This window comes from Enterobacter sp. C6, from assembly GCF_008122455.1.
Taxonomy (GTDB): domain Bacteria; phylum Pseudomonadota; class Gammaproteobacteria; order Enterobacterales; family Enterobacteriaceae; genus Enterobacter; species Enterobacter pseudoroggenkampii.
The window spans coordinates 1-19190 of the sequence record NZ_QPFW01000171.1; the positions used below are offsets into that span (position 1 = coordinate 1).

Sequence of the window (19190 nt, forward strand, 5' to 3'; positions counted from 1 at the left end):
TGACAAACCAGATAATGGAAAGATCGATACCCATTATGGTTGCTCCTTGTGTTCAGTTGTGACGGCAGAAAGCGGGCGCGCCGGACGTCCGTCGGACTCGGTGGCGAAAGACTCATGCGGCTGCGGCCCTTTTCGGATGAGGCGCACCATATAGCTGTAACCCACGCCGAATACCGAGGTATAGACGACGAAGAAGGCCAGCAGGCTCACGCTCATGTGCAGATCGCCATGGGCAGACACCGCATCCTTCGTTCGCTGGAGTCCGTAGACCACCCACGGCTGGCGGCCCACTTCGGTGGTGATCCACCCGGCCAGAATAGCAATCAACCCGGATGGTCCCATCAACAGCGCAAACCACAGGAAAGATCGGGAAGAATAAACGCGCTTTTTATAGCGCAGCCAGAGAGCCGTCACCCCAAGCAGCAGCATCAGCATGCCCAGACCCGCCATAATGCGGAACGACCAGAAGACGATGGTGGAGTTCGGGCGGTCTTCCTTTGGAAACTCTTTGAGCGCCGGTACCTGTTTATCCAGACTGTGCGTCAGAATAAGGCTGCCGAGCGCGGGGATCTCCAGCCCAAAGCGGGTACGCTCCTGTTCCATATCCGGCCAGCCAAACAGCAGCAGCGGGGTTGGCTCACCCGGCGGGTTTTCCCAGTGGCCTTCAATGGCGGCAATTTTGGCGGGCTGGTGCTTTAAGGTGTTCAACCCGTGCATATCGCCAACCATGGCCTGGATGGGGGCGACAATCAGCGTCATCCACAGCGCCATCGAAAACATCGCGCGGATGGCAGGGGTATTATTGCCGCGCAGCAGATGCCATGCCGCCGATGCGCCCACAAACAGGGCGCTGCTCAGGAACGCGGCTATCGACATGTGCAGCAGGCGGTAAGGGAAGGAGGGGTTAAACACCACCGCGAACCAGTCTACCGGTACCACCTGACCGTTGACGATCTCATAGCCCTGCGGGGTCTGCATCCAGCTGTTCGAGGAGAGGATCCAGAAGGTGGAGATGATGGTCCCCAGCGCTACCATGCAGGTAGCGAAGAAGTGCAGTCCCGGCCCGACTTTGTTCCAGCCGAACAGCATTACGCCGAGGAATCCGGCTTCGAGGAAGAAGGCGGTAAGCACTTCATAAGTCAGCAGCGGGCCGGTAATACTCCCCGCAAACTGCGAAAAGCCGCTCCAGTTGGTGCCAAACTGGTAGGCCATCACCAGCCCGGAGACCACGCCCATGCCAAAGTTGACGGCAAAAATCTTCGACCAGAAATGGTACAGGGAGCGCCAGACCGGATTTTTAGTTTTCAACCACAGCCCTTCGAGTACGGCAAGGTAGCTTGCGAGACCAATGGTGATGGCCGGGAAAATAATGTGAAAGGATACGGTAAAGGCAAACTGTATCCGTGCAAGGTGAAAAGCATCTAAACCAAACATGCACAGCCTCAATGTCAAACGGTGTGCTGTTATGGTATAGGGGCAACGTTCGGACTATCAGACGCAGAAAAGGGTTTTTTAACCATAACAGTTGGCGTAAATTTCACGCTTTGGCCATCTGATATACCTTGAGGCTGTGGAATAATAACATTCTTTTTATGAATTTTCCGCATTAAACCGCTTGCTTTGTCGTCAGCGCCGTGCGTTAATGGTCTTCTGGTTTTGAGTCCAAATAAATATCTGACGTAGTTTTATAAAGCAGTTCTCATCACGTTGTGCCTCTCCGCAGCCTCTCTTGGGTCTTTATCTACATTCCGATTCGTTTTGTTTAAAACCATTATGCCCAATCGGCCCATTAGTAATTTACGTTTTAACGTTTCAGGAGAATCCTATGACTTCTTACATCCATTTTCGCTGCCCATGCTGCCATGGTTCGCAGTACCGTACCTCAGCCTTTGATGTGTCTGAGAAAAACCCGTTTGGCGCGAAATGCATTTTTTGCAAATCGCCGATGATCACGCTCGACCACCTGGCCGCCGCGCATTCCGCTCAGAGCCACGTGACCGAATACCGTAAGTAATTCATCTTCCAGACTATAACAGTTAGCTAAATCTTCTCTTTTTCTCCTGCTGATATACACTGTCGGTCATAAGGAGAATCTGATGAAAAAATACCAGCGTCTGGCGCAACAAATTATCTCGCAGATTGAGCTTGGCGTATGGCTGCCGGGCGATAAGCTGCCTTCCCTGCGAGAGCAGGTGGCAAGCAGCGGCATGAGTTTTATGACCGTTGGCCACGCGTATCAGATGCTGGAAAGTCAGGGGCGCATTGTCGCCAGACCGCAGTCGGGCTATTACGTTGCCTCGCGCCCGACCGCACACCAGCCTGCGCCACCCGCTCAGGTGATGCGTGACGAAGCGGTGGATATCAATACCTACATCTTCGACGTCTTACAGGCCAGCCGCGACCCGGCCGTTGTTCCTTTTGCCTCCGCGTTTCCCGATCCCCGTCTTTTCCCGCTTCAGCAGCTCAACCGCTCGCTGGCGAACGTCAGTAAAACCGCGACGGCGATGAGCGTGATTGAGAACCTGCCGCCGGGTAACGTCGATCTTCGCCACGCCATTGCACGTCGTTACGCGCAGCAGGGGATGAACATCTCCCCGGAAGAGATCGTGATCACCGCAGGCGCGCTCGAGGCGCTGAATCTTAGCCTGCAGGCGGTGACCGAGCCGGGTGACTGGGTGATTGTCGAAAACCCCTGTTTCTACGGCGCGCTGCAGGCGCTGGAACGCCTGAAGCTTAAAGCGTTGTCGATTGCGACAGACGTCCGCGAGGGGATCGATCTCAACGCCCTTGAACAGGCGCTGAATGAGTACCCGGTTAAAGCCTGCTGGATCATGACCAACAGCCAAAACCCGCTCGGCTTCACGCTGAGCGCGGAGAAAAAAGCGCAGCTTGTCGCGCTGTTAACACAGCACAACGTCCCGCTGATTGAAGATGACGTCTACAGCGAACTCTATTTTGGCCGCGAAAAGCCGCTCCCGGCGAAAGCGTGGGATCGTCAGGACATGACGCTGCACTGCTCGTCCTTTTCAAAATGTCTGGTGGCCGGTTTTCGCATCGGCTGGGTGGCAGCAGGAAAACACGCGCGGCGCATTCAGCAGCTACAGCTGATGAGCACGCTCTCAACCAGTTCTCCCATGCAGCTGGCGCTGGTGGATTACCTGGCGACCAAACGCTACGACGCTCACCTGCGCCGCCTGCGGCGTACGCTGGCCGAGCGAAAGCAGCAGGCCTGGCAGTCACTTTTGCGCCATATGCCTGCCGGCGTCAAAATCCACCATAACGACAGCGGCTACTTTTTATGGCTGGAGCTTCCGGCGCAGCTGGATGCGGGGCTGCTGAGCGAAAAGGCCTTAAAGCATCACATCAGCATTGCTCCCGGAAAGATGTTTTCCACCTCTGACGCGTGGACGCCGTTCTTTCGTTTTAATACCTCCTGGGCCTGGGGAGAGCGGGAAGAGCAGGCGGTCATTCAGTTAGGGAAATTAATTAGCACGATGCTGGAATAATCCTTTCTCCGTTATTTAAATAATCAATTCTTATCCTGATGACGTCACTGCGAATATTTCGCGGTGACCTGTCATAGGAAATCTGCATACCGTCTCTCGCGCCTAACTCCTTGTCTATAATCCAGTTAACGGGGAATGCGCCCTCGGTCACACCTTGATGAAATTTCCTGAAGCCGTACGGTGCGGCGCATTTGCGCGGTCTACGTTTAATAAGGGAGATATTTTTACGGCACGGCTGCCGCTAAATTTCATTGCGACAGGAGTAACTCTTATGAGCAAAAATTTTGCCCGCAGCAGCCTGTGTGCGCTCGGCATGACTATCATGACAGCGCAAGCCGCAGAACCCCCCAAGGCTATTGGCGACGGGGAAGGTCGACTGGATATTATCGCCTGGCCGGGATACATCGAGCGGGGACAGACGGATAAAAACTACGACTGGGTCACCCAGTTTGAAAAAGAGACCGGGTGTGCGGTCAACGTCAAAACGGCGGCCACGTCGGATGAAATGGTCAGCCTGATGGCGAAAGGGGGATACGATCTGGTGACCGCTTCAGGTGATGCCTCCCTGCGGCTGATCATGGGCAAACGCGTCCAGCCGATTAACCCCGACCTCATCCCCAACTGGAAAACCCTCGACGAACGGATTGTGAAAGGGGAATGGTTTAACGTCGGGGGCAAGGTCTACGGTACGCCGTACCAGTGGGGGCCAAACCTGCTGATGTACAACACCAAAACCTTCCCGACGCCGCCGGACAGCTGGAGCGTGGTCTTTACTAAACAGGATCTGCCGGACGGTAAAACCAATCAGGGACGCGTACAGGCGTATGACGGCCCGATTTATATCGCCGATGCGGCGCTGTTCGTCAAAGCCACGCAGCCGCAGCTGGGTATTAAAGACCCGTACCAGCTCACCGAAGCACAGTATGCCGCCGTGCTTAAGGTGCTTCGCGACCAGCATGCCCTGATCCACCGCTACTGGCACGACACCACCGTCCAGATGAGCGACTTCAAAAACGAAGGCGTCGTGGCCTCCAGCGCCTGGCCGTATCAGGCGAATGCTCTGAAGGCCGAGAACCAGCCCATTGCCACCGTCTTCCCGAAAGAGGGGGTGACAGGCTGGGCGGACACTACCATGCTCCACGCGCAGGCTAAACACCCGATGTGTGCCTACAAATGGATGAACTGGTCGCTGACGCCGAAAGTGCAGGGCGATCTGGCAGCATGGTTTGGTTCCCTGCCCGTGGTTCCTGAAGGGTGTAAAGCCAGCACGCTGCTGGGCGATAAAGGCTGCGAAACAAACGGTTATAACGAGTTCGACAAAATCATGTTCTGGAAAACCCCCATCGCAGAAGGCGGCAAATTTGTCCCTTACAGCCGCTGGACGCAGGATTACATCGCCATCATGGGCGGTCGTTAATTGCCCGGGAGCAGAACATGACGTACGCGGTCGAGTTTAATAATGTTTCCCGCCTGTACGGCGACGTACGGGCGGTGGATGGGGTCACCATTGCGATTCGTGACGGAGAGTTTTTCTCCATGCTGGGGCCTTCGGGCTCCGGCAAAACCACCTGCCTGCGTCTGATCGCCGGTTTTGAACAGCTGTCAGGCGGCACGATTTCTATCTTCGGCAAAGAGGCGAGCGAGCTGCCTCCCTGGGAGCGGGATGTGAACACCGTGTTTCAGGACTACGCGCTGTTCCCGCATATGTCGATCCTCGACAACGTTGCCTACGGGCTAATGGTCAAAGGCGTCGACAAGAAAAAACGTCATGCCCAGGCCCGTGATGCCCTGGAAAAAGTGGGCCTGAGCTTTGCGGTTGCCCGCAAACCTTCGCAACTTTCCGGCGGCCAGCGTCAGCGTGTCGCCATTGCCCGTGCGCTGGTGAATGAACCGCGCGTCCTGCTGCTGGACGAGCCTTTAGGGGCGCTCGATCTCAAGCTGCGGGAACAGATGCAGTTTGAGCTGAAGAAGCTTCAGCAGGAACTTGGTATCACCTTTATTTTTGTCACCCACGATCAGGGCGAGGCCCTTTCCATGTCAGATCGGGTGGCGGTGTTCAATAACGGGCGCATCGAGCAGGTGGATACCCCGCGCGATCTCTACATGCGTCCGCGCACGCCGTTTGTTGCCGGTTTTGTCGGCACCTCTAACGTCTTCGATGCGGGCCTTGCGCAGAAAATATGCGGCATGGAAGGCAGCTATTCCCTGCGCCCGGAACATATTCGCCTTAATGAGGGCGGAGACGTTCAGGTTCAGGGCGTCGTGCAGGCCGTTCAGTATCAGGGGGCGGCCACGCGTCTGGAGCTAAAGCTCGCCGATGGTGCCAAACTGCTGGTGAGCCAGGCTAATCTCAGTGAAACCTCGCCGCTGAGCGGCATTGCGCCGGGGCAGGCGGTCATGGCGTCATGGTCACGCGAGGCGATGATTCGCCTGCACGAGGAGAGGTGAAATGGATATGAGTGTCGCGCATCCTCCCGCCTCGCGCGGCCGCTTAAGCCGCATGACCGCACTGTTCTGGCGCAAGCCGTCGCTCGGCCTGTTCCTGCTTCTGCTCGCGCCGCTGATGTGGTTTGGCATCGTCTATTTAGGATCGCTGCTGACGCTGCTGTGGCAGGGGTTTTACACCTTTGACGATTTCACCATGGCCGTCACGCCGGACCTGACCCTGGCGAACATTCTGGCGCTCTTCAACCCGGCAAACTACGACATCATCCTGCGCACGTTAACGATGGCGATTGCGGTGACCATTGCCAGCGCTATCCTGGCATTCCCGATGGCGTGGTACATGGCACGATACACCCGCGGCAAGTGGAAAGCGTTTTTCTATATCGCCGTGATGCTGCCAATGTGGGCGAGCTACATCGTCAAAGCCTATGCCTGGACGCTGCTGCTGGCGAAGGACGGGGTAGCGCAGTGGTTTCTTAGTCATATGGGGCTGGAGCCGATCCTGACCTCACTCCTTACGCTCCCGTCAATTGGCGGCAACACCTTGTCCACCTCCGGGCTGGGACGGTTTCTGGTCTTCGTCTATATCTGGCTGCCGTTTATGATCCTGCCGGTCCAGGCGGCGCTGGAACGCCTGCCTGCCTCGCTGCTGCAGGCCTCAGCCGACCTTGGCGCGCGTCCTCGCCAGACTTTTCGCTATGTCGTTCTGCCGCTGGCCATTCCGGGCATTGCGGCGGGCTCAATCTTCACCTTTTCTCTGACGCTGGGGGATTTCATCGTTCCGCAGCTGGTCGGCCCGCCGGGCTATTTCATCGGTAACATGGTCTACTCGCAGCAGGGCGCTATCGGCAATATGCCCATGGCCGCCGCGTTCACGCTGGTTCCCATCGTGCTGATTTCTCTTTATCTGGCGTTCGTGAAACGTCTGGGAGCATTCGATGCACTCTGAACGCGCACCGCTGTTCCTGAAAGTGGCAGCGTGGGGAGGCGTCATCTTCCTGCACTTCCCGCTGCTGATTATCGCGACCTACGCCTTCAACACTGAAGACGCCGCCTTCAGCTTTCCGCCACAGGGGCTGACGCTGAAATGGTTTAGCGTGGCGGCGGGGCGCGGCGATATCATCGAATCCGTGACGTTGTCACTCCAAATTGCCGCACTTTCCACCGCCATTGCCCTTGTGCTTGGCACGCTTGCTGCAGCGGCGCTTTGGCGAAGCGAGTTTTTTGGCAAGAATGCGATCTCTCTGCTGCTGCTGTTACCGATTGCGTTACCGGGGATCATCACCGGCCTGGCGCTGCTGACGGCCTTCAAAACGATCAACCTTGAGCCGGGGTTTTTCACCATCGTGGTCGGACACGCCACCTTCTGCGTGGTAGTGGTGTTTAACAACGTGATTGCCCGGTTCAGACGCACCTCCTGGAGCCTGGTGGAAGCGTCGATGGATCTCGGGGCCGACGGATGGCAAACCTTCCGCTATGTGGTGCTGCCCAATCTGGGTTCCGCGCTGCTGGCCGGGGGAATGCTGGCGTTTGCCCTGTCGTTTGACGAGATCATCGTCACGACATTTACCGCGGGACACGAGCGCACGTTACCGCTGTGGTTGCTCAATCAGCTCGGGCGTCCACGCGACGTGCCGGTCACCAACGTCGTTGCTCTGCTGGTGATGCTGGTGACAACTCTCCCCATTCTGGGAGCCTGGTGGCTCACCCGCGACGGCGAGAACATCGCTGGTGGCGGGAAATAACTTCGATTTAAACAGGACAACGCTATGCAAAACCAACTGCTGATTAATGGTGAACTGATTACTGGTGAAGGGGAAAAGCAGCCGGTTTACAATCCCGCCACCGGAGAAGTGCTGCTGGACATCGCTGAAGCCTCTGCCGCGCAGGTCGATGCTGCCGTTCGGGCTGCCGATCGTGCCTTTATCGAGTGGGGGCAAACCACCCCGAAAGCCCGTGCAGAGTGCTTACTGAAACTGGCTGACGCCATCGAAGAACATGCCGACACTTTCGCGAAGCTGGAATCCCTTAACTGCGGCAAGCCGCTGCACTGCGCTCTGGGTGATGAAATTCCGGCGGTGGTGGACGTTTTCCGCTTCTTTGCCGGGGCGGCCCGCTGCCTGAACGGCCTGGCAGCGGGGGAATACCTTGAAGGACACACCTCGATGATTCGCCGTGACCCGGTGGGTGTGGTTGCCTCTATTGCACCATGGAACTATCCGCTGATGATGGCGGCGTGGAAGCTCGCGCCCGCGCTGGCGGCAGGAAACTGCGTGGTGATTAAGCCCTCAGAGATCACCCCGCTGACCGCGCTGAAGCTGGGAGAACTGGCAAAAGATATCTTCCCGGCAGGCGTTCTGAACGTGCTGTTTGGGCGGGGGAAAACGGTCGGCGATCCGCTGACCGGGCATGAAAAAGTCCGCATGGTTTCGCTGACCGGTTCGATTGCTACCGGAGAACATATCATCGGCCATACGGCGTCCTCCATTAAACGCACCCACATGGAGCTGGGCGGTAAAGCGCCGGTAATTGTCTTTGATGATGCCGACCTGGATGCGGTTGTCGAAGGGGTGCGGACGTTTGGTTTCTACAATGCCGGACAGGACTGTACGGCGGCCTGTCGTATTTATGCCCAGAAAGGCATTTATGCCGCGCTGGTGGAAAAGCTGGGCGCAGCGGTCGCCAGCCTTAAAATGGGTGCACCGGAGGATGCCTCTACCGAACTGGGACCGCTCAGCTCGGCCGCCCATCTTTCTCGCGTCTGTCAGGCCGTCGATGACGCGAAAGCGCTCGGCCATATCCGCGTTGTCACCGGCGGCAGCAAAAAAGAGGGGGCAGGCTACTACTTCCAGCCAACCCTGCTGGCGGGGGCAAAACAGGACGATGCCATCGTTCAGCGCGAGGTGTTTGGCCCGGTGGTGAGCGTCACCGAGTTTGACGATGAGGCGCAGGTGCTGGCCTGGGCGAACGATTCACAGTATGGGCTGGCGTCATCGGTCTGGACCAAAGACGTGGGGCGCGCCCATCGCCTGAGCGCGCGCATGCAGTACGGCTGCACCTGGGTGAATACCCATTTTATGCTGGTGAGCGAAATGCCGCACGGCGGCATGAAATTATCGGGCTACGGGAAGGATATGTCGGTCTACGGGCTTGAGGATTATACGGTCGTGCGGCATGTTATGATTAAACACTGAGCCCCTCATGCCTGGTCGCATTTGCGGCCAGGCGCTCTCCTTGTCCGCCACCCGTGTTACGTAAGATACTCAATTGTTATTAGCCATAGTTTTTAAGTGGTTATTCTGTAACGAAAAAACTTGATCTGTGTCAACATATGACGCATATTGCGTGCGGTTATTTTTTCGGCTCTGGTATACAGAATGACGTTGTATCAAAAGATGTTGGTTTTTTACGCAATCATGGCTTCCATCTGCGCATTAATTACCTGGTTCCTCTCCAAAGACCGCAAACGTATCCGCCTGCTCAGCGCTTTCCTGGTGGGGTCAACCTGGCCAATGAGCTTTCCCGTTGCGCTGCTGGTCTCGCTTTTCTGAAGCACGCTTCCAGTTTTAAAAGATGAACATAGCATTCCTGATGTGATAGCTGTATAAATATACAGTGCATCATAAAAGGAGTGCTTATGAACAGTTTTTACTCGCAGCAGGCCGGTTGCACCGTGCGCTGGCACGACTTGCCCGGTACCGGCGATCCCGTGGTGTTCATTCACGGGCTGGGCTGCGCCTCTTCCTATGAATATCCCCGCGTCGTTCGTGACCCGCTGTTTGGCGCGCGCAGAGCGATTCTCATCGACTTGCCCGGCAGCGGCTACAGCGATAAGCCTGAGCACTACAGCTATAAAACCACTGACCAGGCCCACGTTGTCGCGGAACTGATTGACCATCTTGAGCTGGATGCCTTCTGGTTATACGGCCACAGCATGGGCGGCAGTATTGCTATCGAAACGGCAGGGCTGCTGGCAACGCGCGTGAAGGGACTGATGGTGTCAGAGCCCAATTTTCACGCGGGTGGGGGCATGTTCAGCCGGTCTATAGCAGCGCAAACCGAGCAACAGTTTCTGGAGCAAGGTTATGACGCCATGCTCAGCTCAGAAAAAACGGCGTGGGCAGGGTGCCTGCAGAGCAATGCCGCTTATGCCGTCTGGCGCGGTGCATCCAGTCTGGTGGCGGGCGTTGAACCGGAATGGGAAGCGCAGTTTCTGTCACTCCCTTGCCCGGTGACGCTGATTTTCGGCGAACTCTCTCTGCCGGATGACGATGTGGAAAATCTAGAGCAGAAGGGCGTTGAGGTGAAAATAATCCCTGGGGCGGGGCATTCAATGTCGTGGGAAAACCCGTCTGCGCTGGCACAGACGTTAGCTGAGTGTATGACGGTGTGATCGTTGTGCAATTTATTATCGTTGCAAAATGTAGGCCGGGTAAGCGCAGCGCCACCCGGCAAGAAGGGCGGCTACTTTATTAAAGACCGCAGTGCCTGACGTGCGTCAGGCTGAACATCATGCGGATGCTGGTAATCAATGTTCTCTATCGCGCGGCTATAGAGAGCGACCAGCCAGTCGTAAACGTACGCGGTGGCCGCATGCACAGGCTGTTCTCCCAGGCGCGTCAGACGAGGCTCGGCGCTACTGACCACTGGCGTGACGAAGATGGCCTGGCCCTTGCGGATGCGGCTTGCCGGACGCGTCGCCACGGGCGTCTGGTCGTAACCCAGCCAGCCAATGAAATTGCCCATCACGGCATGCAGTTGCGCAGCGCTACTTTTATCCGCTTCGACGATACGCTGAAGCTGTTGAGGCAGATCAAGCCGGTAGCTGGTGGTCACCAGCACATCCGCGATTTGCTGTAACACCGCAGGTTCCAGCCCCAGACGGGCGGCCGCGGCCTCATTGCGGCTCCACTGGCGCAGATGATTTATCCAGACTCTGTGCGCCAGTCGCGCTTTGTCTTTTGTCTGGAACAGGCCGTTGCTTTCCTGTGCATTCTCGGCAAACAGGTCAATGGTGTCCGTAAACAACCCGTTCACCTGCTCCTCGCGAGGCTGCTGAACGGCGAGCAGCGTTTCAAAGGCCTTCAGCGGCGGCAGCAGGCCTTCAAGCAGTTCGCCGTGGCGGGCGGCGCTGCTTTGCAGCGTGCGCACCATGTTTTCGGCCTGAGCACGTCTTGTCCCTGGCTCCTCAACCAGCGGCGTCAGATAGCTTTGCATCAGCGATGAGAGCTCCTGTCGCAGCAGGCCTTTCAGCGTGCTGAGGCGCTTCTGTCGCTGCGCGGGCAGCGTGGCCTGAGACAGCCACTCGATGACGCGCTGCATGCTGTGGCTGTCCAGGGCCTGCAGCGTGCCCCAGCGTAAGCCCGGCTTGCCGAGCAGATGCTGTACGGCTTCGTCGAGGTTCTGCCGGGTAGTAAAGCGGGCGTCATGCGGGGTGATCGCCCACACCAGACCTGGAAGGGCTGACTCTTCAGCAGGCTGCGTCTCCTTCACCCAGTTCATCAACACTTTTGCTTTTTTTGCCGTCTGTTCGTGCTGCGCCGTCGCGTTACAAATCACCAGCACATCAGGTTGAAGCTGTTGACGGTAATGCTCGAGCAGCCACTGGGATTTCGCCTGGCGTAGCGGGTCGGCACGGTTATCTTCAAAAACCGGAATATCAATAATATCGACGTTATCCAGCGCGCCGTTCTCAACCGGCAACACCAGCTCGCGGGTCAGGAAGGCCAGCACATCGACGGGGATACTGATGGCGTTAAGCATTTCACCGCTATTCAGCGGATGAAGCAGCGTCTCCTGCGCGTCCTGAAGGTCTAACGTGCCGTCGTGCGTCAGGAATCCTTCACCCGGCAGCCCAAAGCTGTCCACCAGCAGGCTAAGCGGGGCAGCAAGATCGCTGACATGGCTGGTCTGGTGCAGCACGTGGGCCAGTTTTAACCACTGCTGGGTCAACTCCTGCTGCTCGCCCCACAGCAGGGACCAGACGCTGGCCCGCGTGCTGAGATCGAGCGATGGCACCAGCTGGGCAAACTCATACCAGAGGGCATCATCAATTTGCTGTTTCGCTGCGGGTACGGTGCTTTGCCAGAAGCGGGCAATCGCTCCCACCTCCTGAGCAGTGATACCGGGCACGCCCTGCGGCTGGCGCAGCCCGCGCCATTTCTCCAGACGTGTCTCAATGACCGCCTTATCCACCGCGCGCATCTGCGGGTGCAGGGTCGTGCGGGCAATAAACAGCTGTACCAGCTCTGCCTCGGTGACCAGACGCAGACGCAGCGGAAACGCCTCATCAGCCACCTCCGGGGTTTCCCTGGTGAAGCGGACGGCCATGTTGGTCAGGGCATGTCCCGGATTGATATGCGAAAAATAGTCAAAGGTGCGCTGGCCTGGCGTTACGTTAAGGCGTCCATTGCCGCTGCCGCACAGAGACAGCAGCAGGTGCGCTTTCGCGCTCTGCGAATGACCGTAAAGCCCAATGCTGCTCTGGCGAGTCATGGCGCGTTCAATGGCCTGCTCCCGCGCCTGCACCGCGTTGATGCGAGCAAGCAGGGCGTCAGCATCGTTATCCAGCACTGGGGCGTTCAGGCGCGTCTCATTAATCCACCCGATTAAGGCCTGAGTGGTGGTCGTGGTCGCTGTCATTTCAGGTATACGCTCCCGCTGTCGATCCAGTAGTGGCTGCCGCTGTGTCGGCGGTCGGCCAAAGTATTCAGTTTGAAGGTTAACGCGTCAGGCGCAACCGGCGTGCCGTCCTGCAGCCAGGCATCGCTCAGCTCGAAGGCTTCCGGGCCTTCCTGCTTGCTGCCGCCGCAGAGCTTGAGCCGCACGTTCAGCACGCCGTCGCCGGCAATCGCTTTTGCCAGTTCGGCCGAGTTAATGCTGAGCGTGTAGAGCGGCGTGGCAGGCCAGCGCGCATTCGCCAGCTGGCGGAAGCCGAGAGTGACGTTACCGCGCAGCGGGAAGTGCAGACGCGCGTCAAGCTTCGCGCCGGGCTTATCGAGATCGATATCCTGATACCAGACGTTTTCCTCGCGCAGGGTATTGACGGTGTTATCCAGCACGCCGAGATAGCGCACGGTGGAATACGCGCCAATGTCCGCGGCTTTAAAGTTGAAGCGCGGCAGACGCAGATCGAGCGCCAGGCTGCAGAGCATGGCGCCCACCGCGGCTGTCGATTTAGGGTTGCCAATGCGCCCCTGCTGGCTGAACGGATACCACTCGTGCACCTGGTATTTATCCAGCCAGACGATGCGATTGACCGGCACCGGCTGCAGGTGGCGAATGAGCGCCTGAACCCCAGGCAGGCAGCCGGGGCGTCCGGTGATCAGCAGAATATCGCAGCTGTAATGGGAAATCGCCTCACACACCGCGTGGAGCGGGGAGGCCAGCGTAAACTGCCCAGCCAGCATCGCATCCTGCATTTCGCGGAAGTTCACATGCAGCGGCACCGCGAACAGATCGAAAGCGTCTGAACCCGCAGGCAGGGCATGATCGATCGCCTGCTGCAGGTAATTCATCACGTTGCGGGTCGGCTTCTGAGGCAGCAGATCGCCAAAGGTGGCATGCAGACCGGCCAGCGGATCGTCAACGTCGCTGGATTCCCATCCGGCAAGAATGGCATGGCCAATTGGCATAAAGAGCTGCAGCGCCGTTTGCTGACGCAGCACGGCCTGGGTATCAATGCGCCCGGAGTCACCGAACAGCGAGGCCATCAGCAGCGAGGCATCCGCGATACCGGATTTCTGCAGCTGCGTTTGCAGAGCGGGCAACACGTAGCGCTGAATCACGTCCAGAAGCGTATCGTCACCCGCGACCTTAAAGCCTTCACGGAACAGCAGCTGCGGGGTGATTTTGACGTTATTGCCGGAACCGTCGTCCAGTTGGTAATGGGTGATCGCCATATCCGTTGTCCCGCCGCCAATGTCGATGGACGCGACGCGCAGCGCGCGTCCCGGCTGGCTACCCGGCTCAGGCTCACGGTCCGGGCGGGCCAGGGAGGCGAAGAAGGCTTCGGTCTGACCGCCAAAGCGGGAGATGGCTTCGTTATACAGCCAGACCAGCTGACCGCAGCTGGCTTCATCCCACTCCATCTGGATTTCAGGTACCGGCACCACGCTTTTTTCCTGCTGTTTGCGGGTGACAAAATCCTCATCCTGCGGGTGCCAGCCCATCGCTTTCCAGACGATGGCGATGGCTTCAAACATGCGGCGACGGAAAATCTCGCGCTCCTGCTTTGGCATGGCCGAGGGCAGAGTCAGGATCAGGGTGCGCAGCTGGCGCGGCGACGCCGGGAAGCCCAGACGCAAGCGTGTGGCGACGCTATTGATCTGTCCCAGCGCCTGCGCCAGCAGCTCGCACAGCATGTGCGTCATCAGGGTGCTGCGGCTGTACTGCGGCGAGAAGACCGGCAGGCGCTCGTCCTGCGGCAGCGTGAAGAGCGGCTCGCCGTCATCGTTCATCAGGTTCATCAGCGGGAATGCGGTGGCAAGCGGTTCACGCTGGGTTTTGCTGTTCATCTGGCTAAAGCGCCAGTCCTGCACGACCGGGGTTTCATCCCACAGGTAGCGACGCGGGCTGGAGATACCGCTGTTGCCTTCGGTTCCCAGACGCTGCATCGCCAGTTTGCGGGCTTCATCACCGACGCGCACAATCGACGGCCAGACAAAGGCATCTTCGCGACCGCTTTCAACCGAGAAGTGCTGCTTGCCAAAACGCGCTTCCGAAAACTCAAGACGGCTGGTGAACAGCGGCTCGTTCAGGAATTGCGGCTCGCTGAGCGAGCGAACCTGCAGCTCGGCGGTCTGACGCAGCCCATCGTTCGCATCGCCGTGGTCTTCAATAATGACGCCGCAGGTGTGGGTGTTACCCACGTCGAGGATCAGGTCGACCGGAATGGCTGGCGTGCTGAGCGTATGGGTGACAAATTTCACTTCCGGTACGGTGAGCTGTTCACCGAGCATAGTCAGCAGGTTAAGCCAGTGGGCCTGATATTCAAAACTGCGCATCGCCTGCTGCAGGTCGCGTTCAGAGCGGTTCTCAACGCCGTCGGCATACTGGGTAAACGCCTCGCGCAGCCAGCCGTCAATCCAGGTCTGATCGAGGAAACTGTCTACCTCATTATCGCGCCAGGCCAGCGCGAAACGGGTCCCGTTGAGAATATCGTTTTCAACCGGGGACAGGGCGGACGTGGCGTGTTCAGCAATCTGGCTGTCAAGGGCGAGCGTGACGCGGTGCGTATTGCCTGCCGTATCGGGCGTATCAAGCCTGCGCACCTGAACGCGTGCCCAGTTATCCGGCCCCTCAACAAAGGTTCGCGGTGGGTTAAAGCGCAGGAACGGAACCGGAAGCCAGACGCCGTCCAGCACCGTCAGAGACTGATGCAGCGTGATGGTGGTTTCCGGTTTGACCACTTCAGGCTGCCCGCCGTTCGTTCCCGGCAGGGTATAGCGACCGTTGACCAGGTCGAAATCGAGGCGCAACAGCGGGCCGTTCGCGGTTTTACGTACGAAGCGCCCGTTGCTGGCGGTGTCCTGCGGTGTCAGACCGAAATCAAGGAACTGCACGCCGCTGTTGGCAATAAGCGTGACGCTTTGTTTATAGTCGCAAAGATTAACCAGCATAGGATCAGGCACCTGCTTTCTTGAACGTCAGTGGGACGACGGTGTTGGCATCATAACGGGCGCGACATTCCGCAATATCGCTGGTGCCGGCTTTACAGGCAACCTCCGGCATCGGGTAGCGGGAACCGTCGGTGCAGCGGGCGGTACCGCGACTTTTAATCATCAGCTCGCCATTGCTGTGCAGCCCGGAAAAGACCTCCGCACGGCAGACAACGTTGTCGCCATGGACAACCCGGGCGAAGCCTTTATTGTTCTGGATTTGATAGCGCATTGATGGCGGCTTGCCGGTGACCGGATCTTTCACGTCGAGAACCGCACGCCAGGTGCCGTTCAGGAAACGCGTCGATCCCGCTTTTACCTGATTCGCTTCCATCACCATGGCATCTTTCGGGATGGCGACAATCACCACCGGAGCGGCTGTTTGTACAGGCGCCGGAACTGCTTCTTTTTCTTTGCTGGCTACGACCTCTGCCTGATGCAGCGGTAATTTCATCGCCAGTGGCTCAACCGCTTTGATCGGTTTTGGCGCAATCTCGACGGGCTCTGGTGCAGGCGCCGGAGCGGGCTCAGCGGAAGGCGACTGTTTTGGCCACAGCAGTGGGGCGGCAATGGCGGCCACGATCACGGCGGCAACCGGCAGCGTCCACAGGGGGACGCGGCGCTTTTTCGCGACAATCGCCGGGGGCGTTTCCTGAACGACTTGCGCCACGACCGGGGCCGGTTCAGGCTCATACAGATCTTCCGGCGTAATGCGCACCACCGTGGAAGGGGCGATCAGCGGCTCGTCAGCCTGTTCAAAGGTCACCAGCGGTTCTGGCTCAGGTTCCGGTTCAGGATCTTCAATGACAACGGGAGCAGGCTCAGGGACCAGCGATTCACGCAGGCAGTCGAGGACATCGTCGCGCGCACTCTCGTTCAGGTTTACAAACCCCCAGAAGCTGATGACCGGCTTTCCGTCTACCAGGAAGAGGAAGTTTTCACCCGGGAACTGAAACGCCTTCGACAGCAGAGAACCAAAAAGCTGCTGCGCGGTTTTGGGCGACTGCAGGCATTTCTTGCTCAACGACTCGACGCTGGCGAGCGTGTTTTCCAGATAGCGCAGGGCGCGATAACGGTCATCTTCATCTGCCGCTTTCCAGCTGGTTACGCTCCCTTCGACAGGGGAATACCAGTCCACGCGGTCACCGCTGTCGTTGACCTGAGGAATTGCCAGACAGTCGACGATGGCCTGTTGTTTGCGCAACCGGAGCGCTTCCCGGATTTGTAACGCTGATTCGAAAACGGCTTGTCCGCCGCCGCCAACGGCCTGAAAGTCATCCAGATTACCGCTGCGTAAAAGAGTTTTTGCCACGATTTGATCCCATATACTTCTTCACACCGTTACTTTAACGAAACGAGGAAGCAAACAAACGGAGGAAGAGACGCTAAAAGCGCCGATTTCTTGCGGCATAGAAAGTGACGGTTGTGCTTGACGAATAATGGCCCTTAAGGCAAATCACCTTTTTGGACGCTGGCGGTTAAAACAGCAAAAAACGCGGCTTTAGAATAACCTGATAGTGTTTCGTTATTTGCCAGGTCAAAACGCCTGTGCTGTTATTACTGTCCTATATAATAAAACTGTCAGGGTTATAACCATGTCTACAGGGAAAACACTGCTCGCCCTTGCGCTGAGCGCGCTGTTACCAGCCGGTGCCGCATGGGCGGCAAACAACGATACGCTTATTTACTGTTCTGAAGCGTCTCCCGAGTCCTTCAACCCGCAAATTGCCAGCTCAGGCCCGTCTTTTGTGGCCAGCTCCCAGGTGCTGTATAACCGTCTGATCAATTTCGACCCGGTGAAAAACACCCCGGTGCCGTCGCTGGCGGAATCCTGGACGATTTCACCGGACGGCAAGACCTATACCTTTACCCTGCGTAAAGGAGTGAAGTTCAACAGCAACAAATACTTCAAACCGACGCGCGACTTTAATGCTGATGACGTCATTTTCTCGGTCATGCGTCAGAAAGACCCTAAACACCCGTACCACAACGTGTCGCAGGGCAACTACGAATACTTTAACGATGTGGGTCTCGATAAGCTGATCCAGGACGTTAAAAAGGTCGATGATTACCACGTTCAGTTCACCCTGAGCGAGCCCAACGCCGCGTTCCTGGCCGACTGGGGGATGGATTTCGCTTCGATTCTCTCCGCTGAATACGCCGACGCGATGCTGAAAAAAGGCACGCCTGAGAACGTGGACACCTGGCCGATTGGTACCGGGCCTTACGTGCTGCAGCAGTACAAAGTGGATTCGCTGATCCGCTACGTTGCGAACCCGAACTACTGGGAAGGTGAAGTGCCGACGAAGCATCTCATCTTCTCCATTACGCCAAACGTGGAAACCCGCCTGGCGAAGCTGCAGACCAACGAGTGCCAGATTATTCCTGCGCCGTCCCCGGTTCAGTTTGACGCCATCAAGAACAACAAAGACCTGACGCTGCACTCGGTCGATGCGCTGAACGTCGGTTATCTGGCGTTTAACACCGAGAAAAAACCGTTTGATAACGTGCTGGTGCGTCAGGCGCTTAACTACGCGACCGACAAGAAGGCCATCGTTAATGCGGTCTTTATGGGATCGGGCACGGTGGCAAAATCGCCGATCCCGCCAAATATGCTGGGCTTCAATAAAGACCTGAAGGACTACAGCTACGATCCTGAAAAAGCGAAAACCCTGCTGAAGCAGGCGGGTCTGGAGAAGGGCGCGGAAGTCACGCTGTGGTCAATGCCGGTTCAGCGTCCGTATAACCCGAACTCGCGTCGTATTGCGGAGATGATCCAGAGCGACTGGGCCAAAGTTGGCGTGAAGGCCAAAATTGTCTCCTACGAGTGGGGCGAATATCTCTCCGGAATGCGTAAAGGCGAACATGACTCCGCGCTGTTTGGCTGGATGTCCGACAACGGCGACCCGGACAACTTTGCCGACGTGCTGCTCGGCTGCAACAGCATTAAAACCGGCTCAAACGCCGCGCGCTGGTGCGATAAGGGGTATGATGCGCTAGTGCAAAAAGCGAAGCTGACCAGCAGCCCTGCCGAGCGCGCGAAGCTCTATAGCCAGGCGCAGGAGATTTTCTACCAGCAGGTGCCGTGGATTGCGCTGGCCAACGGGAAAACGTTCTACGCGACCCGCAGCAACGTGACCGGGTACAGCGTAAGCCTGATGGGCAGCGATTTCTCGAAAGCGAAGCTGAACTGAGCCTTTTTAGCCGGGTGGCGGCTACGCCTTACCCGGCCTACATTTGGCACCCGTAGGCCCGGTAAGCGAAGCGCCACCGGGCACATAACAAGGAGTGACAATGTCACATTTAAACGAAGTTATCGCCCGCGTCGATGCCGCTATCGAAGAGAGCGTCATTACCCATATGAACGAGCTGCTGATTGAATTAAGCGATGATGCAGAGCTCAGCCGTGAAGATCGCTACACCCAGCAGCAGCGTCTGCGCACCGCGATTTCGCACCACGGCAAGCAGCATAAAGAAGAGATGGACGCGCGTGAGGAACAGCTGACGAAAGGCGGCACCATACTGTAACGATCAAAACTGGCGTCGCGCCACCAGCCAGGCCCCCACGACCAGCATCACC

At 57.6% G+C, this 19190-nt stretch carries 15 protein-coding genes; 11 read left to right on the plus strand and 4 right to left on the minus strand.

Going from position 1 to position 19190, the window contains the following annotated elements; all coding sequences use genetic code 11:
* Nucleotides 1-33: 33 nt before the first annotated feature.
* The gene (locus DOU50_RS05055) at nucleotides 34-1434 is read right to left on the minus strand and encodes a cytochrome ubiquinol oxidase subunit I (protein ID WP_048991971.1); all 1401 of its coding nucleotides are present in this window, start codon (nucleotides 1432-1434) and stop codon (nucleotides 34-36) included.
* Nucleotides 1435-1825: 391 nt separating this feature from the next.
* Between DOU50_RS05055 and DOU50_RS05060 the strand changes: the two genes are divergently transcribed.
* The 9 genes from DOU50_RS05060 to DOU50_RS05100 all read left to right on the plus strand — a co-directional run bounded on the left by DOU50_RS05060 (nucleotide 1826) and on the right by DOU50_RS05100 (nucleotide 10344).
* On the plus strand, nucleotides 1826-2014 hold the full coding sequence (locus tag DOU50_RS05060) for a hypothetical protein (RefSeq protein ID WP_032645155.1): 189 nt from the start codon (nucleotides 1826-1828) through the stop codon (nucleotides 2012-2014).
* 82 nt (nucleotides 2015-2096) lie between these two features.
* Complete coding sequence (locus tag DOU50_RS05065) at nucleotides 2097-3506, plus strand: PLP-dependent aminotransferase family protein (protein WP_061715037.1); 1410 nt, start codon at nucleotides 2097-2099, stop codon at nucleotides 3504-3506.
* A 271-nt stretch (nucleotides 3507-3777) separates the two neighbouring features.
* Nucleotides 3778-4923, plus strand: coding sequence for a putative ABC transporter substrate-binding protein YdcS (gene ydcS, locus DOU50_RS05070; protein WP_024907240.1), 1146 nt, complete (start codon nucleotides 3778-3780; stop codon nucleotides 4921-4923).
* 17 nt (nucleotides 4924-4940) lie between these two features.
* Nucleotides 4941-5954 (plus strand): ABC transporter ATP-binding protein, encoded by a 1014-nt coding sequence (locus tag DOU50_RS05075; protein ID WP_048991976.1) that lies wholly within the window; start codon nucleotides 4941-4943, stop codon nucleotides 5952-5954.
* Between the two features lie 7 nt (nucleotides 5955-5961).
* Nucleotides 5962-6900, plus strand: a complete 939-nt coding sequence (locus DOU50_RS05080; RefSeq protein WP_407820461.1) for an ABC transporter permease — start codon at nucleotides 5962-5964, stop codon at nucleotides 6898-6900.
* Nucleotides 6890-7696, plus strand: coding sequence for an ABC transporter permease (locus tag DOU50_RS05085; RefSeq protein WP_024907243.1), 807 nt, complete (start codon nucleotides 6890-6892; stop codon nucleotides 7694-7696). The genes DOU50_RS05080 and DOU50_RS05085 overlap by 11 nt, the downstream gene beginning before the upstream one ends.
* A gap of 24 nt (nucleotides 7697-7720) precedes the next feature.
* Nucleotides 7721-9145, plus strand: coding sequence for an aminobutyraldehyde dehydrogenase (gene patD / locus DOU50_RS05090; protein WP_148768945.1), 1425 nt, complete (start codon nucleotides 7721-7723; stop codon nucleotides 9143-9145).
* A 183-nt stretch (nucleotides 9146-9328) separates the two neighbouring features.
* Entirely contained in the window at nucleotides 9329-9502 is a 174-nt protein-coding gene (locus tag DOU50_RS05095; protein WP_013096478.1) for a GhoT/OrtT family toxin, read from the plus strand.
* An 86-nt stretch (nucleotides 9503-9588) separates the two neighbouring features.
* The gene (locus DOU50_RS05100; protein ID WP_148768946.1) at nucleotides 9589-10344 is read left to right on the plus strand and encodes an alpha/beta fold hydrolase; all 756 of its coding nucleotides are present in this window, start codon (nucleotides 9589-9591) and stop codon (nucleotides 10342-10344) included.
* A 71-nt stretch (nucleotides 10345-10415) separates the two neighbouring features.
* On the opposite strand, the gene DOU50_RS05105 is transcribed toward DOU50_RS05100, so the two are convergent.
* The 3 genes from DOU50_RS05105 to DOU50_RS05115 are packed head-to-tail and all read right to left on the minus strand — an operon-like array spanning nucleotide 10416 to nucleotide 16922.
* The gene (locus tag DOU50_RS05105; RefSeq protein ID WP_148768947.1) at nucleotides 10416-12593 is read right to left on the minus strand and encodes a virulence factor SrfC family protein; all 2178 of its coding nucleotides are present in this window, start codon (nucleotides 12591-12593) and stop codon (nucleotides 10416-10418) included.
* Complete coding sequence (locus DOU50_RS05110; protein WP_148768948.1) at nucleotides 12590-15571, minus strand: virulence factor SrfB; 2982 nt, start codon at nucleotides 15569-15571, stop codon at nucleotides 12590-12592. Before DOU50_RS05110 ends, DOU50_RS05105 begins: the two co-directional genes overlap by 4 nt.
* 4 nt (nucleotides 15572-15575) lie before the next feature.
* Nucleotides 15576-16922, minus strand: a complete 1347-nt coding sequence (locus tag DOU50_RS05115) for an SrfA family protein (RefSeq protein ID WP_148768949.1) — start codon at nucleotides 16920-16922, stop codon at nucleotides 15576-15578.
* A gap of 283 nt (nucleotides 16923-17205) precedes the next feature.
* On the opposite strand from DOU50_RS05115, the gene DOU50_RS05120 reads away from it, so the two are divergent.
* Both DOU50_RS05120 and DOU50_RS05125 read left to right on the plus strand, forming a co-directional pair.
* Nucleotides 17206-18804 carry an ABC transporter substrate-binding protein gene (locus DOU50_RS05120; RefSeq protein ID WP_148768950.1) on the plus strand — a complete coding sequence of 533 codons (1599 nt, stop codon included), beginning with the start codon at nucleotides 17206-17208 and terminating at the stop codon, nucleotides 18802-18804.
* A 100-nt stretch (nucleotides 18805-18904) separates the two neighbouring features.
* Nucleotides 18905-19138: a YdcY family protein gene (locus DOU50_RS05125; RefSeq protein WP_008501298.1), complete on the plus strand. Its 234-nt coding sequence runs from the start codon at nucleotides 18905-18907 to the stop codon at nucleotides 19136-19138.
* The last annotated feature ends 52 nt before the right edge of the window (nucleotides 19139-19190 follow it).

Excerpts from the sequence above, each read along its gene's own strand:
- DOU50_RS05055 (WP_048991971.1), bottom strand. The coding sequence starts at position 1,434 with ATGTTTGGTTTAGATGCTTTTCACCTTGCACGGATACAGTTTGCCTTT.
- DOU50_RS05060 (WP_032645155.1), top strand. The coding sequence starts at position 1,826 with ATGACTTCTTACATCCATTTTCGCTGCCCATGCTGCCATGGTTCGCAG.
- DOU50_RS05065 (WP_061715037.1), top strand. The coding sequence starts at position 2,097 with ATGAAAAAATACCAGCGTCTGGCGCAACAAATTATCTCGCAGATTGAG.
- ydcS (WP_024907240.1), top strand. The coding sequence starts at position 3,778 with ATGAGCAAAAATTTTGCCCGCAGCAGCCTGTGTGCGCTCGGCATGACT.
- DOU50_RS05075 (WP_048991976.1), top strand. The coding sequence starts at position 4,941 with ATGACGTACGCGGTCGAGTTTAATAATGTTTCCCGCCTGTACGGCGAC.
- DOU50_RS05080 (WP_407820461.1), top strand. The coding sequence starts at position 5,962 with ATGAGTGTCGCGCATCCTCCCGCCTCGCGCGGCCGCTTAAGCCGCATG.
- DOU50_RS05085 (WP_024907243.1), top strand. The coding sequence starts at position 6,890 with ATGCACTCTGAACGCGCACCGCTGTTCCTGAAAGTGGCAGCGTGGGGA.
- patD (WP_148768945.1), top strand. The coding sequence starts at position 7,721 with ATGCAAAACCAACTGCTGATTAATGGTGAACTGATTACTGGTGAAGGG.
- DOU50_RS05095 (WP_013096478.1), top strand. The coding sequence starts at position 9,329 with ATGACGTTGTATCAAAAGATGTTGGTTTTTTACGCAATCATGGCTTCC.
- DOU50_RS05100 (WP_148768946.1), top strand. The coding sequence starts at position 9,589 with ATGAACAGTTTTTACTCGCAGCAGGCCGGTTGCACCGTGCGCTGGCAC.
- DOU50_RS05105 (WP_148768947.1), bottom strand. The coding sequence starts at position 12,593 with ATGACAGCGACCACGACCACCACTCAGGCCTTAATCGGGTGGATTAAT.
- DOU50_RS05110 (WP_148768948.1), bottom strand. The coding sequence starts at position 15,571 with ATGCTGGTTAATCTTTGCGACTATAAACAAAGCGTCACGCTTATTGCC.
- DOU50_RS05120 (WP_148768950.1), top strand. The coding sequence starts at position 17,206 with ATGTCTACAGGGAAAACACTGCTCGCCCTTGCGCTGAGCGCGCTGTTA.
- DOU50_RS05125 (WP_008501298.1), top strand. The coding sequence starts at position 18,905 with ATGTCACATTTAAACGAAGTTATCGCCCGCGTCGATGCCGCTATCGAA.